We start from the raw sequence: 13971 nt of genomic DNA on the forward strand, positions 1-13971 counted from the left end.
ATCGTCACCGCGCGGCGAGCGCGACGCAGGCCCGGGCCGCACGTCCCAGCGCCGTGCCGTACGACGGGCCGTGGCCGGCGGCGTGTACCGCGAGAGGATGCAGCTGGTGCAGCGCAACGCGATCCTCCCATCCGGGACGCAAGGGGTGCTCCCCCTGGTAACCGGCGATGACCTCGGTGAGCAGCGGACACCCGAACAGCGCGAGCATCGCCAGGTCCGTTTCGCGGTGGCCGCCGTGGGCGGCCGGGTCGATCAGCACCACGCCGCGCGCGGTCCACAGCACGTTCCCGGTCCACAGGTCGCCGTGTAGCCGTGCGGGTGGGTCGCCGTCGTCGAACACGCCGCTCGCGAGGAGCGCGCACGCCTCGCGGGTCGCGTCCGCGTCCGCGGGCTCGAGATACCCAGCGTCGATCGCAGGCGGGAGATACGGCAGCACCCGCTCGTCGGCGTAGAACTCGCCCCAGCGCTCGTGCGTGCGGGTACTCAGCGGCCGCTCGCCGATGAACTGTCTGCCGCCATAGCCTGCGGGCGGACTCCCGAACTCGACGGCACCTGCGTCGTGCATCCGGGCCAGCGCCATGCCGAAGTCCCGCGCATGCGATGCGGTGGGACGCGTCGACGTCAGGTGTGCCAGCTCGATGAAATCGTCACCGACGTCGATGACCTCGACCATCGGTCCACCGCCGTCGCGCAGCCATCGGAGTCCGGCCGCCTCGGCACGAAAGAAATCCGGATCGACGTCACGGCGATCCTTACGGAAGCCACGAGTCATGTGGACGAGACGTCGGTGCCGTTCTGCGCGGCGGCCTTGCGTTCCAACGACCGTGCGCTGGCCCGTGCCAGATGATCGAACTGGTTGTTGGCCACCCGCATCAGGATCTCGTAGGGCAGCGCGAACTTGCGCGCCCACCAGTATCCGAAGCGAATGTCGAACGAGGTGTAGACGAGGAAATGATTCTTCCGGATCCCCTTGAGGATTGCTGCGGCAGCGGTTTCGGGCGTGACGGCGACCTTGTGGAACCGGGCGATCTGCGCCTTGATCCGCGGGTCGTCGCGGTTGATGCCTGCGATCTCCACGCTGTCGACCAGAGGCGTGTCGACGCCGCCCGGGCACACCAGAGACACCCCGATGCCGTGCCGCCGCAGGTCGAATCGGAGGACTTCCGACACGCCGCGCAATCCGAATTTGCTCGCGCTGTACGCCGCATGCCACGGCAGCGCCAACAACCCGGCCGCCGACGACACGTTCACGAGATGGCCGCCCTTGCCACGTCGGATCATCTGCGGCACAAAGCATTCGATGACATGGATGGGGCCCATCAGATTCACGTCCACCATGGTGCGCCAGTGCCGGTGTTCGAGGTTCTCGACGGTCCCCCACGCCGACACACCGGCGATGTTCATGACGACGTCGGCCACGCCGACCTCGGCGTCCACCTGATTGGCGAACGAGCGGACCCAGTCGTAGTCCGAGATGTCCCCGGACTGGTGGTAGACAACCGTGCCGCCCGCGTCGTTGATCTCCTGCACCACCGCGTCGAGTGGATCGGCATGCAGGTCCGTCAGCACCAGCCGGGCGCCATTTCTAGCCGATGCGATCGCGGTCGCCCGGCCGATCCCGCTCGCGGCACCGGTGATCAGCACGATGCGGTCACGCAGCGTGGGCACCGGTGTCGACATGACGATCAGATCCTTGAGCCCCATGACACCACCCTATGCGCTGCATCCCGCACCGACGACGACCTTGGTCGAGCCGAGCACCGTCATCCGATGGGCAGCTTGCCGCCGAACAGTCCGTACACCACCGTCAGCATCGCCTTGAGCACCTGCGCCGAGACGTCCTGCCCCTGACCGAGGAGCAACTGGGTGATCGCCTTCGGGTCGTCGGTGCCCAGGAGTTGCTGGACGAACGGGATGACCGTGGCGAGACCGTCGTCCTCGCTGTCGGGAGTCGACGGGGTCGTCGAGTTGGGTGCCGCGTTCGGCGCCGGTGCTGCCGATTTGGGCGCACTGGAGTTGGGTGCAGCGGAGTTGGGTGCTGTCGAGTTGGGTGCGGCCGGTGCCGGAGCAGGCGCGGCCGCCGGGCCGCGCACATAGTCGAGAATGCCGTCGGTGACCGCCATCGCGTACTTGAGCTGGCCGTCCTTGCCCGAAAGTGATGCCGCCTCAGCCGGATTCGACAGGTTACCCATCTCGATGAACACCGCGGGAACCTTCGTCAGATTCACCGCCGCGATGTCTGACCGGGTCTGCAGACCCTTGGTGACACCCGCGTAGTTGGCCTCGGGGAAACCCGCCTTCACGAATGCATCACGCATGGCCGACGAGGCCTTGCGGCCCTCCCCGCCCTGGACGCGGCTCACCGTGCCGTCCGGGACCGGTAGCTGCGGCACGATCATGTGGAAGCCCTTCTTGGAGCCATCCGATCCGGCCGAGGTCGAATCCGCGTGCAGACTCACCGCGACTGCGGCACCGGAACGGCTGGCGGCCGCAGCCCGTTGGTCCACACAGCCACCCCATCCGGTGTCGTCGGGTCGGCTGAGGACCACGCGCGCACCCTGACTCTCCAGGCCTGCCTTCACCAACTGGGTGATCTGCCAGTTGACGGTGTGCTCCTGGGCGCCGTTCACCCCGGTCGCACCCGACGTCTGGCAGTCCTTCTTGCCCCCTCGCCCGTCGGGCACCTGAGCATTGAGTTGGTGTCCGGCCGAGCCACCCTGGTGTCCGGGATCGAGGAAGATCGTCTTGCCCGCCAGGACGGTGCCGGTCGGTTGCGGCGCCGCGACGGCGTCGGGTGCCGCGATGGTCGTCATCGTGCCGGCCGTCAGGGTGAGGGCGGACATCGCCGCCACGACGATCCGCCGCCGCCGGCCGATCATCCGTCCCCCGGAACGCCGGGTCATCACAGTCTGGGTCATCACACACCGGGCGCCATCCGACCTGCGGTCGGACCGGCGCCGCACTCCCTTCCAAGATGCAACACTGGCCACTTTAGTCACATTGGTAACAGTGAAACAGGCTGCCAGACGAAACGAAAATTCGCGACCTGCGGTGATGGAAACCGTTAGGGAGCTGTGACATCGCGCCGGGTCGGAGCGGACCTCACACCGACGAGAGATATCGCGTGATGCGGAGGATGCCATGCTCGTCGGGGATACCGTCGCCGACCGTCTCCTGGAGCCCACGATGCGCCTCGGATGCGTCGAGACCTGCACCGATCACCACCAGGCGCGAGATCCTCGGTTCGCCCGACCACGGCAGCCGGTGCACCCGGACGAACCCGCCGACGGCGTGCACGACGAATTTCTGACGGTGTCCCGGCACGTCGAACGCGGCGACACCCTTGATCCGGTAGCAGCCGGCAGGCGGACGCTCGAGAAATGCGGCCAGTCGCCTCGGGTCGAGCGGAGCCTCACTGACGAACTCGACGGATTGGTACTCGTCGTGCAGATGGGTGTGGCCGGAATGATCCCCGCCGTCATGACCGTGGTCATGGCCGCCGAGGTCCTGGTCACCGGTTTCCGCCAAGAGCGCGTCCAGGGTCAGTTGGCCGCCCGACGCGGTCGAGGTGACCGGCCGGTCGGCGGCGTCGAACAGCAGCCCGGGATCGACCACGGCGTCGGCGGTGACGACCGTCGGCGCGGTGTCGTTGACGGCACCGACGAGGTCGCGCACACCGGCCAACCCGACGTCGTCGACGAGGTCGGCCTTGTTGATCACCACCAGGTCGGCGATCTCGATGTGCCGGTCCACCTCCGGGTGGCGCCGCCGCAGATCGGGCAGCGCAGCCGCGTCCACCACATAGGCCAGGCCGCCGTACCGCAGCCTCGCATCCGTGAGGCCGGTGATCATCCGGATCAGTGCGCGGGGCTCGGCGATGCCACTGGCCTCGATGACGATCACGTCGATCCCCGCGGCAGGCCGCAGCAGAGCGGTCAACGCGCTCTCGACCCCGTCGGCGTCGACGCTGCAGCACACACACCCGTTGGACAGGCTCACGGTCCCGTCGGCCTGACCGGCGATCAGCATCGCGTCGATGTTGATCGACCCGAAGTCGTTGACCAGCACGCCGATCCTGGTTCCCGAGGCAGTTCGCAGCAGATGATTGAGCAGTGTCGTCTTGCCGGAACCCAGATACCCGGCGACGAGGACGACCGGTACCGATTCGCGGGTCACCGTGACGCCGCCTCCAGTGACTCGCCCGCATCCGCCTCGCAGCCGGGACAGAGCACCGCGAGCTCGCGACCGAGGGAGTCGGGAAAGTTCGCCACGCCGCTGGTCTGCGCCCCACAACGCGCACAGGTGCCGACCACCGCGGCGTGATCGGAGAACTCGACCGTCATGCGGTTGTCGAACACGTAGAGCGAGCCCTCCCACAGTCCGTCGTCGCCGAACTCCTCGCCGTAGCGCACGATGCCGCCGTCGAGTTGGTAGACCTCCTGGAATCCTCGCGCCCGCATCAGGCTGCTGAGGACCTCGCAGCGCACCCCGCCCGTGCAATAGGTCACGACCGGCCGTTCCTTGAGGTGGTCGTAGGCCCCGCTGTCGAGGAGTGGGACGAAATCACGCGTCGACTGCGCGTCGGTGACGACCGCTCCCGCGAAATGGCCGACCTCCGCCTCGATCCGGTTGCGTCCGTCGAAGAACACCACGTCCTCGCCGCGGTCGGCCACCAGCTCGTTGACCTCGCCGGGGCTCAGCTTGGTGCCACCACCGACCACCCCGTCCGGACCGACATGAACCTCGTCGGGTACGCCGAATGTGACGATCTCGGGCCGAACTCGAACGCTCAGTCGTGGAAAGTCGTCTCCTGTCCCGTCGGACCATTTGATGTCGGCCTGCTTGAACGCGGGATATCCGCGGGTGGCCTTGACGTACCTTTTCACCTGAACGATGTCGCCGCCGACGGTGCTGTTGATGCCGTGCGGTGACACGATGATCCTGCCGCGCAGGCCGTGCTGTTCACAGATGGCCTGCTGCCACAGCCGGATGGCGTCGGGATCGGCCAGCGGCGTGAACACATAGAACAACACGATCTTGGGAGTCGACACAGTGCAAGGGTACGGACGACTGCGCAGGCGCTCCTTTTATGTCGGCGTCATCGGGGCTCTGGTGGTGCTCGTCAGCGCGGGGTGTTCGCTCACCTCGGGCACCGATCCGTCCCGCATCGTGCTGCCACCGACCGATGTGCTGTCCACCGAGTCCGAGGTCGAGACGACGACGACCGCCGCGGCGCCCTCCACCCCCGATACCGCCGTCGCCCTGCCGGACTGGACGATCGGCCGCGTGATCGCGCTGGCCCCTCGTGTCGACAATTCCCACTATCACCAGGGTTCGGTGCGACCCAATTCTCCGATCGAGGACACGTCCGGCTTCCACTTCACCACTCCCGACCGTCGGGTGAACTGTTCCACCGGAACCAACGGCAGCGCCACGTTGGCCTGCCGACTGAACACGGAAACACGTGGGAACCCACCGGCCGACACACCGAGCAGTTGTCGATGGGCGCGCAATCTTGTGACGCTGAGCACCGATGACACACAACGCGGCGCGTGCGCCAATCGCTATCCCGTCCTGTACCGGAGCACAATCGTGGACTACGGCCACACCATTTCGATCTCGCGGTTTTCCTGTCTCGTCGAGTCAGCCGGAATGTACTGTCTCGAATCTCGATCGAAGTCCGGATTCGCCATCACCCCAAGGGGTTACCTCCCGATTGCGGCCGGGGACCGCGCCCCGTCAACGCTGACCGGAATACCCGAGTCGGCTTCCGAATCCGAGGCCGCGACCACAGGTGAGGGAAATCAGGAAACGCCCGTACCCAGTCCGCCCACTTCATGATCGGACTCCGGTAATCACTCGAGTCGTTATTCGCATACTCCGGGGAATGGTGGGGTTCTCAGGAACTTATTAATTCTGGACGTCTACCATGTATCCCACCAACAAAGAAACATTCGCTGTTGCTCCCGACTTGCGCACGACGAATGGTTGGTCGAGACAATTCAGGTGAGAACAGATTCTCACCAGGAGGACAGGGAGTTCACTATGGCGAAGAAGGAAATCGTCCAAGTCATTGATGACATCGACGGCAAGGTCCTCGACGATTACGAGACCGTGCGTTGGTCATTGGACGGAAAAACCTACGAATTCGACACTTCGTCGAAGCATGCGGCGCAGTTCCGTGATTCGTTGGAGAAGTATGTCTCGGTATCGCGAGTGACGTCGTCCCGAGGCATCAAGCGAGTGGCCCCGGTTTCCACGGCTCGCAGCAAGGAGCAGACCAAGGCCATTCGCGAATGGGCCAACAAGAACGGCTACGAGGTCAGCGATCGAGGCCGCATCCCGCTCAGCGTGATCGAGGCCTTCGAGGCCGCACACTGACCGACCGAACACGCTTCGCCATCGCGAACGCCTGTCGCCGGAAGGCCCGGACCCGCAGAGGTCCGGGCCTTCCGGCGCTTCGCCTCATCCCGCCAGCAGCGTCGATTCCGCTCGCAGGTCCGCAGGCAGATCCTCATCGGCGGAGCCGAGCCCGAGGTGCTCACGCAGTGTCGTGCCGTGGTACTCCTTGCGGAACAATCCGCGCCGTTGCAATTGTGGCACCACGTAGTCGACGAAGTCGTTGAACGTGCCGGGGGTCTGGGCGCTCGACACGATGAATCCGTCCGCCTCTCCCCCGGCGAAGGACTCCTCGATCTGATCGGCCACATCGGTGGCCGTCCCCACGAATTGCGGGAGCAGAACTCCCTGGGCGTAGAGCTTTCCGATGTCACGCAATGTGAGACTGTCGCGCTGACTGAGCCGCCGCGCGACATCGAAGAGTCCCTGGGTTCCGCTCACGGAGATGTCCGCGACGGGCGCGTCGAGGTCGTATTGCGAGAAGTCGTGATCGGTGTGGACCGAGAGCGTGATGAGCCCCGAGATCGGATCGGCGAGTTCGTTGTGAAAGGCCTGCTTCTCCCGCGCAATGGATGCGGTTTCCCCGATGAAGGGGATGAACGACGGAAAGATCTTCACGTGATCAGGATTGCGACCATGATCCGACGCCCGCGACTTCACGTCGTCGTAGTACGCCCGGCGCCCCTCCGGGGTCGGGTCGATCTCGAAGATCGCCTCCGCCCATCGTGCGGCGAAGTTCCTCCCGGTCTCCGACGCCCCGGCCTGGATCAGCACCGGGCGGTGTTGCGGTGACCGGGGCTGGTTCAGTGGTCCGCGCGTCCGGTAGTACTCACCGATGTGGTCGACCGTCCGGATCTTGTCCGGGTCGGCCCACACGCCCGACTCCTTGTCCGCGGTGACGGCATCCGGTTCCCAACTCGACCACAGTTCGATCGCGGTTCTCACGAACTCCTCCGCGCGCAGATAGCGTTCGTCGTGCTCGAGGTGCGACTCGAATCCGAAGTTCTGTGCCTCGGCCTGCGACAGGGACGTGACGATGTTCCACGCGATCCGGCCGCGGGTCAGGTGATCGAGCGAGCCGAACACACGCGCGAGCTCATAGGGGTGGAAGTAGGTGGTGGACTTGGTGACCGCGATGCCGAGTCGGCTGGTGACGGCCGCGATGCTCGCGGCCACCAGCGTCGGGTCGATGGTCGCGGCCGCCTGCGTCCCTCGCCGAAACGGCTCGGATTGGTCGCCGCCGAATCGCACGGGAGCCGCGAGCAGATCCGCGAAGAATGCGAAATCGAACTTGCCGCGTTCGAGGATCCGCCCGACCCGGTGATAATGGTCGGGACCGAAATAGTCGGTCTCCGAACCCGGATGCCGCCATGCGGCATGCGAATGGGTGACCGGGGAAGCGATGAGGAATCCGCCGAGGTGCAACTGTCGGGTCATGGTGCGTCCTTCACTGGGTGTGCGATGCGCGACGAGTCAATCCCGATCGAGCGCCGTTGCCCACGGTTTGGGTCGTGCTGATCCGATCCGGACCTCCTGCTCCGCCCTTACGATGAGCGGATGGCGACCTTCGCACTCGTTCCCGGGGCCGGTGGTAGCGGCTGGTATTGGCATCGCGTGGTCCCGGAACTCGAGCGGCGAGGCCATCGCGCGGTGGCGCTCGACCTTCCGTCCGGGGATCCGGCCGCAGACTTCCCCGCATACACCGACGCCTGTGTTCGCCAACTCCGCAACGCCGGTGTCGATATCGCGGCAGGCGACGCCGACATCGTGGTGGTCGCGCAGTCGCTGGGTGGATTCACCGCACCGGTGTTGGCCGAACGAGTGCGCGCCGCACGCATCGTGCTGGTGAACGCGATGATCCCGCTCCCCCACGAGACCCCTGGTCACTGGTTCGGCCACAGCGGCGCCGGGCAGGCGCGCAGGGCACTCGCCGCGGCCGAGGGACGTGAACTCGGCGACGACATCGATGAGATGCAGGAGTTCTTCCACGATGTGCCCGACGACGTCGTCGAGGAGGCAATGAGGCAGGGCGAGCCCGAACAGTCCGACGCGATCATGGACTGCGCGACCCCGTTCGACGTCTGGCCCGCACCCGTCACGGTCGTGACAGGTCGCGACGACCGCTTGTTCCCGAGGGACTTCCAGGTACCGTTCGCCAAGGAACGACTCGGCGTCGACGCCGTGGTGGTCCCCGGTGGTCATCTGGCAGCGCTGAGTCAGCCGGCGGCGTTGGCCGACGCGTTCCTCTGAGGGCTGCACCCGACAACCGGTCACACCGCCCGACTCGGGTAGTGCACTACTCTTCCGGTCAGATCGCCGGGCTCGCAGAATGATCTGGAGTGTTCGATTCCTCCACATGGTCCGGCCGGACCATGTGCCGATCATCGCGTGTGAGGCCGAAACATGGAGCGATACCCGATCATCTACATCCGTGGCTACGCTGGCGGGACGGCCGGTATCGACAGCCAGGTCGATGATCCGTTCTACGGATTCAACGAGGGCGCAACCCATATCCGGGTCGACGGAAACGGGGATCCCCGCTTCTATCAGTTCGAAGGGCCGATGCTCCGATTGCTGATCGACCACGATTACAAACTGCTCGTGCACGGCGACCAGGAAGCGTATCTGCGCACTGCCGATGACGGTGCCATCGCCCCGGACTCGATCTGGGTGTACCGGTTCTACGATCAGGCCGCGACCACATTTGCTGCTCCGCCTCACCAGAACATTGCGCAACGCGTCTTCTCCTCGATACATCAACGCGTCACCGCCGACGGATTCGACATCGAAGAGGCCGCACTCGGCCTCTACGACCTGATCGATCTGGTGCGTCGAAAGACCAGCGCGGACAAGGTGATCCTGGTGGCTCATTCGATGGGCGGACTCGTCGCACGCTGCATGATGCAGAAGACCTGCCGAGAACAAGAGCGAACGCCGGCACGAGAACTCGTCACAAAGTTCTTCACCTACGGAACCCCGCACGGCGGCATCGTGTTCGGCAGCGGCGTGCTGAACTGGCTCGAGGAAACGGTCGGCCCGGCAGGCGCAGACATCTTCGCCCCCGAGAAGATGTACGGATATCTCACGCCTGGCAAGACGTTCGGTGACGAACCGAGAAGCGGCCAGTTCGACCCGCAGGACCTCGCCGACGCGCTGGACACCGACGACGTGTTCTGCCTGATCGGCACTAATCCGAAAGACTACGGTCCGTCCAAGGCGGTGGTCGGCCCCAAGAGCGACGGCCTCGTCCGGATCGAGAACGCCTACGTCCGAAAGGCGCACCGAGCCTTCGTGTATCGGTCACACTCCGGCCGATACGGCGAGGTGAACTCGGAGGAGGGCTATCAGAACCTGCGGCGCTTTCTGTTCGGACGCTGGACGGTCAAGGTCGGCCTGGACGGACTGACGGCCCTTCCCGACAATCGAGACGGCGACGATCACGTGACGTGGCAGGCCGATCTGCGCCTGTCCATTCGTGGGCTTCCCGTGGTGCTGAGCGAGCAGCGGGCCGACCAGTACTGCCCCATTCAGCTCGACGACGAACTGCGCAGGCTCGGTGACAGCCCCGACCATCCCGTCCCCCTGCTCAGCACCTTCTTGCTGGATCCCGCATTGGCCGCCGGAGATACCGGTGACCAGGTCCGTCACGGAGGGCGTGCTCGATACAGCCTCGTTCTCCGGGTGAGCAAGCTGATCCAGCGAGACGGCCTGTTCAACTACCGCGACCATCTCGAGCAGGTCTTCGATTGGGCAGACACCCTCATCGTCGACGTGGGACCGAACACGGCCCAGACGGGTATCGAGGCCTTCACGGCATGGAACTCATCGATCGGCGGAGCGATCGATGCTTTCGACCCGATCACGCAGGGGCTCAACGATGCAGGCCAACAGAACACGCCCGTCCAGACGGAGCAGAGCGACGGAAGCTGGCGCTTCGGAGTCTCCTTGCCAGAGGTGGCCCGGAAACTGGAGATCTTCGGCGTCGATGCCCGACTGACGTTCGAGATCACCGATCGCGACGGCCCGGCCCGGTAGCGTGCACCGCATGCCCATCAAACTGGAGAACGTCGGCATCGCCGTCGATGACCTCGAAGCGACGATCGCCTTTTTCACCGACCTCGGTCTCACGGTGCTCGGCCGTGACACGGTCAGTGGTGAGTGGACCGACACCGCCGTCGGTCTCGACGGCAACCATGCCAAGATCGCGATGCTCCAGACACCCGACGGTCACGGCCGGCTCGAGCTCTTCGAGTACATCCACCCCGAGGCCATCGAGACTGCACCGACGCTTCCCAACGAGATCGGTATGCACCGGGTCGCCTTCTCCGTCGACGACATCGACCACGCCCTCGAGATAGCCGCGCGCCACGGCTGCCGCCCCTTACGCGGCGTGGCGACCTACCAGGATGTCTACAAGCTCACCTATGTCCGCGGTCCCAGCGGCATCATCGTGATGCTCGCCGAGGAACTGAAGAAGGACTGACGTCCCCAGCGACGCCCCCAGGAACGCCGAAACCCGCTCCGACCGAGGTCAGAGCGGGTTTGCGGAGTGGAGCTAAGGGGACTCGAACCCCTGACCCCCACACTGCCAGAGCGAGCACGCGGGGGGTTTTGCGTATCCTCGCGTCCGAATACGTCCAGGTCAGGGGTGGTTTCGCCGTCTAGTGCGTGTCATTGCGTAACGGCCCGTTTCGGCCCGTCTTGGCCCGCTCCGGGGGTTTTCGGGCGCTGACCTCGGGCCGCTCTTACGACACTCACCGAGCCCGGGCCCGGCGGCCGATCGGTGGGTGTCTCGGTGACCGGCTCGGCGGCCGCGACGACGGCACAGTAGGTCACGGTCCGGCTGGGCGGCCCGAACCGCGAGGCACCCGCAACGAGCTCGATCAGCCGGGTCACCGTCGCTCGGCGGTCTCGCTGACGCGCTCGTCAACGGCCACCGCCACCGCCAGGTGATCGCCTGCACGGGCGAGCATCTTGCGCCGGAGGCACCCGAGCGCGACGATAGGTGGCGGGCGGGTACCCGTACCACCCGACCCTGGAGCCCGTCCCCGTCAATCCGCTGGCACTCTCCGGCGGCGGGCGGGGCCGGGACCAGCCTTCTTGCCCACCACATTGCCGTGCCGGATCGTCCAATCGTGCTGGAGTCGAGCAATCAGGCTGTGCAGATCATCCAGTTGCCGTGCCGAACTCGTCGCCGTTGTCATCCAGGGCGATCGCCGTTGCGCTCAGGCGGGTACAGAGGATCCGCAACAGGTCATCGCCACCGGCCGCCGTCGCGACGGGGTGAAGGGCGGCCGCGCAGTGTCCGGCGAGGACCGCCAGCAGGTCAGCGATCTGATCGGTGCTCAGTTCGCCAGTCAGCGTGTGCCCGAGCGTGATCAGCTCGTGAAAGTGGTCGCGGTCGTCAGCAGCGGCCGCCACCGTCAACAGCGTCGCGGCCGCCCGGATGACCGCCGCCTGCTGCTGCGAGTCGCACCTCATCGGCTACCGCCGGGAGGCCACGGCATCGACCGGCGATCGCAGGACCGGCACGCGCAGTGTCAGATTCCAGACCTTGTCGGGTCCGGCGAGCGAGGCGGTGATCGGACCGTCCAGGACGTTCACGCCCAGCGCGTCGGCGATGTCGCGATGACCCAGGGTGCCCGTCTCACAGAGCAGCTTGGCGAGAGGGACGATGGCCGGTCGCCAGAGCGCTTCGAGGGTGGGGATGATGCCCAGCGGCAGGCCCGCGCCACCGGGCGGGGCCTCGGCGTCGAGATCATCGCTGTCACACGATCCAGCCAGGGCCGCGCGGATCGCGGCGTGGTCGGGGCGGCGACGCATCGTGAACCGTGCGTCAGCCCACGGTCCGGCGAAGATGATCTCGCGCTCGGGCACCCGCACCCCGGCCGGTATCGCGTACTCGCACCAGCCGCCTCGCGGAGCCCGGTCATCATCGATCAGCCGCACCTCGGTCACCCGCGCACCCAGCAACACCGCCGTGACCGCATGAGCTGACTCGTGAAGGGAGTTGGCGGCGTGGACCGCCGGAGTCATCGACCGCCGCATTCAGCTCACCTCGCCGTCGATCGTGACCGCCACCGCGAAGCACTCGTAGCCGACGGTGACCGACCGCTCAGCCAGCGCCGCCATGATGTTCTCCATCGCATCGGGCGTGGCGTGTTCGTCGACCGGCGAGGTCCAGACCGTCGTCGGGCCGGTCGCGATCACCGTATCGCCCAGTGCCTGCACGTATCCGCCGCCGAACGCCCACGACGCACCCAGCGGCGACCGCAGGATCGGTGACCCGGCCGCGAGGAGCGCCGACACCGCCGGGGCGGCCCACTGTGCCCCGGCGTGCAGCACCCCGGCGATACCGCGCACGGCGAGTGCCGATTCGAGCATGGCGGTCGCGGTGGTGATGTCGGGTGCGGTGCCCAGGTCGGTAGCAGCGCCGAGCAACCGGTCGGCGAACCCCGACTCCACCATCGTCTGCTCATGCAGCACGAGGTTCTGCCGGGCCCGGGTCAGCGTCATCTCCTCGGTCTGGGTGATGAGGCTGCACTCGTCGTAGCCCCAGACCACCAGCGGGAAGAACGGATCGAGCGGATCGGCACGCGCGCCGGTCTTGCGCGCGTGGTCATCGACCGGGTTCAGGCACGGGTCCACCGGCCACGTGCCCCAGCCGGACGCACAGTTGACCGGCCAGATTTCGATGCCCCCGTACCAGTGCTCGGGCATCGGCAGCGGCCCGGTCGAGACCGCGTAGAGGCCGCCGCCGATCGGGGCGGCCGGTGGTGCCTCGTAGACGACCGGCGGCAACGTCGAGGTCACAGCGGACGGCGCGGCGGCAGGGTCGGTGGTCGTGGTCATGCGCTCTCCCTGCGGGACGGGGGTCGGGACTGATCGATGGTGCCGAGCGGCCCTGGCCGCTCGGTCCACGACGCCACCCCCCACTCACGCAGCCGCGCATCGGCCCGCGCGTCGACGTCAGGCAGCGGCCGTGGCGGCGTCGCCGCCCGCGACCGTAAGACAGACTCGATGCGGTCAAGGCGGGAAGCGAGTTCGCCAGCGGCCAGATCGATCACGCGCAACGCCGCGACCAGCTTGTCCGAGCGCGCACCGTCATCCCGACGGCCCGGCAGCGGTGAGTCGGCCGGGATCGCGCCGACCGGCGCAGCGAGCGCATCGGCCAGCGGCCGCTCCAGAGGCGCGGCCAGGGTGGTCAACGCGGCGATCCAGGTGCCACTCGTCACCATCTCCGGCGTCAGAGGTGGGGCGGTGATGCGGGGGCGGGTGCGGACCAGTTCGCGGCGAGCCGCCGCGCGCCGCTCGTAGGGTCCGATGTGGGCGGTGCGCTGGGCAATCTCACGGTCGGCGATGATCGCGGCGCACCGGTCGAGTGCGAGCGCGGACTCGGTCACGACGTCGGAGACCTCAGCGATCACCATCGCCGGACGCGGCAGTGCCCCTGCCCGATCGGCCAGCGGAGCGAGGATCGCAGCGACCTCGTCAGCCAACCGGAACCGGCCGTCGTAGGTCACGGGCAGACGCTGACGCCGGGCTGCGCGCTGCTCATCCTGCGACGGGGCC

General features: G+C 66.7%; 15 protein-coding genes. 5 read left to right on the forward strand and 10 right to left on the reverse strand.

Going from position 1 to position 13971, the window contains the following annotated elements; translation table 11 throughout:
* Window positions 1–4: 4 nt before the first annotated feature.
* The 5 genes from IDF66_RS02850 to trhO form a co-directional block, all read right to left on the reverse strand.
* Window positions 5–772: a fructosamine kinase family protein gene (locus tag IDF66_RS02850; RefSeq protein WP_190265650.1), complete on the reverse strand. Its 768-nt coding sequence runs from the start codon at window positions 770–772 to the stop codon at window positions 5–7.
* Window positions 769–1704: an SDR family oxidoreductase gene (locus IDF66_RS02855; RefSeq protein ID WP_164308911.1), complete on the reverse strand. Its 936-nt coding sequence runs from the start codon at window positions 1702–1704 to the stop codon at window positions 769–771. Before IDF66_RS02855 ends, IDF66_RS02850 begins: the two co-directional genes overlap by 4 nt.
* Window positions 1705–1763: 59 nt before the next feature.
* Complete coding sequence (locus IDF66_RS02860) at window positions 1764–2813, reverse strand: N-acetylmuramoyl-L-alanine amidase (protein WP_388000999.1); 1050 nt, start codon at window positions 2811–2813, stop codon at window positions 1764–1766.
* Between the two features lie 289 nt (window positions 2814–3102).
* Window positions 3103–4176 (reverse strand): CobW family GTP-binding protein, encoded by a 1074-nt coding sequence (locus IDF66_RS02865; protein ID WP_190265652.1) that lies wholly within the window; start codon window positions 4174–4176, stop codon window positions 3103–3105.
* On the reverse strand, window positions 4173–5051 hold the full coding sequence (gene trhO, locus IDF66_RS02870; protein WP_190265653.1) for an oxygen-dependent tRNA uridine(34) hydroxylase TrhO: 879 nt from the start codon (window positions 5049–5051) through the stop codon (window positions 4173–4175). The genes IDF66_RS02865 and trhO overlap by 4 nt, the downstream gene beginning before the upstream one ends.
* Here trhO and IDF66_RS02875 point away from each other — a divergent pair.
* Together IDF66_RS02875 and IDF66_RS02880 are read left to right on the forward strand one after the other, a co-directional pair.
* Window positions 5038–5841 carry a hypothetical protein gene (locus IDF66_RS02875; RefSeq protein WP_190265654.1) on the forward strand — a complete coding sequence of 268 codons (804 nt, stop codon included), beginning with the start codon at window positions 5038–5040 and terminating at the stop codon, window positions 5839–5841. The genes trhO and IDF66_RS02875 overlap by 14 nt on opposite strands.
* 204 nt (window positions 5842–6045) lie before the next feature.
* The gene (locus IDF66_RS02880; RefSeq protein ID WP_190265655.1) at window positions 6046–6381 is read left to right on the forward strand and encodes a histone-like nucleoid-structuring protein Lsr2; all 336 of its coding nucleotides are present in this window, start codon (window positions 6046–6048) and stop codon (window positions 6379–6381) included.
* An 84-nt stretch (window positions 6382–6465) separates the two neighbouring features.
* Here IDF66_RS02880 and IDF66_RS02885 read toward each other — a convergent pair whose 3' ends face one another.
* Window positions 6466–7836, reverse strand: coding sequence for an LLM class flavin-dependent oxidoreductase (locus IDF66_RS02885; protein ID WP_190265656.1), 1371 nt, complete (start codon window positions 7834–7836; stop codon window positions 6466–6468).
* A 120-nt stretch (window positions 7837–7956) separates the two neighbouring features.
* Here IDF66_RS02885 and IDF66_RS02890 point away from each other — a divergent pair, with 120 nt between their 5' ends.
* From IDF66_RS02890 to IDF66_RS02900, 3 genes are all read left to right on the forward strand, one after another.
* The gene (locus tag IDF66_RS02890) at window positions 7957–8649 is read left to right on the forward strand and encodes an alpha/beta fold hydrolase (RefSeq protein ID WP_190265657.1); all 693 of its coding nucleotides are present in this window, start codon (window positions 7957–7959) and stop codon (window positions 8647–8649) included.
* Window positions 8650–8802: 153 nt separating this feature from the next.
* Window positions 8803–10434, forward strand: a complete 1632-nt coding sequence (locus IDF66_RS02895; protein ID WP_190265658.1) for an esterase/lipase family protein — start codon at window positions 8803–8805, stop codon at window positions 10432–10434.
* A gap of 10 nt (window positions 10435–10444) precedes the next feature.
* Window positions 10445–10882: a VOC family protein gene (locus IDF66_RS02900; protein WP_190265659.1), complete on the forward strand. Its 438-nt coding sequence runs from the start codon at window positions 10445–10447 to the stop codon at window positions 10880–10882.
* Window positions 10883–11565: 683 nt separating this feature from the next.
* Here the strand turns inward: IDF66_RS02900 and IDF66_RS02905 are convergent.
* Genes IDF66_RS02905 through IDF66_RS02920 form a run of 4 tightly spaced genes read right to left on the reverse strand, consistent with a single transcriptional unit; the run spans window position 11566 to window position 13922 of the window.
* Window positions 11566–11880: a hypothetical protein gene (locus tag IDF66_RS02905; RefSeq protein ID WP_190265660.1), complete on the reverse strand. Its 315-nt coding sequence runs from the start codon at window positions 11878–11880 to the stop codon at window positions 11566–11568.
* 3 nt (window positions 11881–11883) lie between these two features.
* Window positions 11884–12435, reverse strand: coding sequence for a hypothetical protein (locus tag IDF66_RS02910; protein ID WP_190265661.1), 552 nt, complete (start codon window positions 12433–12435; stop codon window positions 11884–11886).
* 12 nt (window positions 12436–12447) lie between these two features.
* Window positions 12448–13251, reverse strand: coding sequence for a hypothetical protein (locus IDF66_RS02915; protein WP_190265662.1), 804 nt, complete (start codon window positions 13249–13251; stop codon window positions 12448–12450).
* Window positions 13248–13922 carry a hypothetical protein gene (locus tag IDF66_RS02920; protein ID WP_190265663.1) on the reverse strand — a complete coding sequence of 225 codons (675 nt, stop codon included), beginning with the start codon at window positions 13920–13922 and terminating at the stop codon, window positions 13248–13250. The genes IDF66_RS02915 and IDF66_RS02920 overlap by 4 nt, the downstream gene beginning before the upstream one ends.
* Window positions 13923–13971 lie beyond the last annotated feature (49 nt).

Origin of the sequence: Gordonia hankookensis (assembly GCF_014673215.1) — a bacterium.
Lineage (GTDB): Bacteria > Actinomycetota > Actinomycetes > Mycobacteriales > Mycobacteriaceae > Gordonia > Gordonia hankookensis.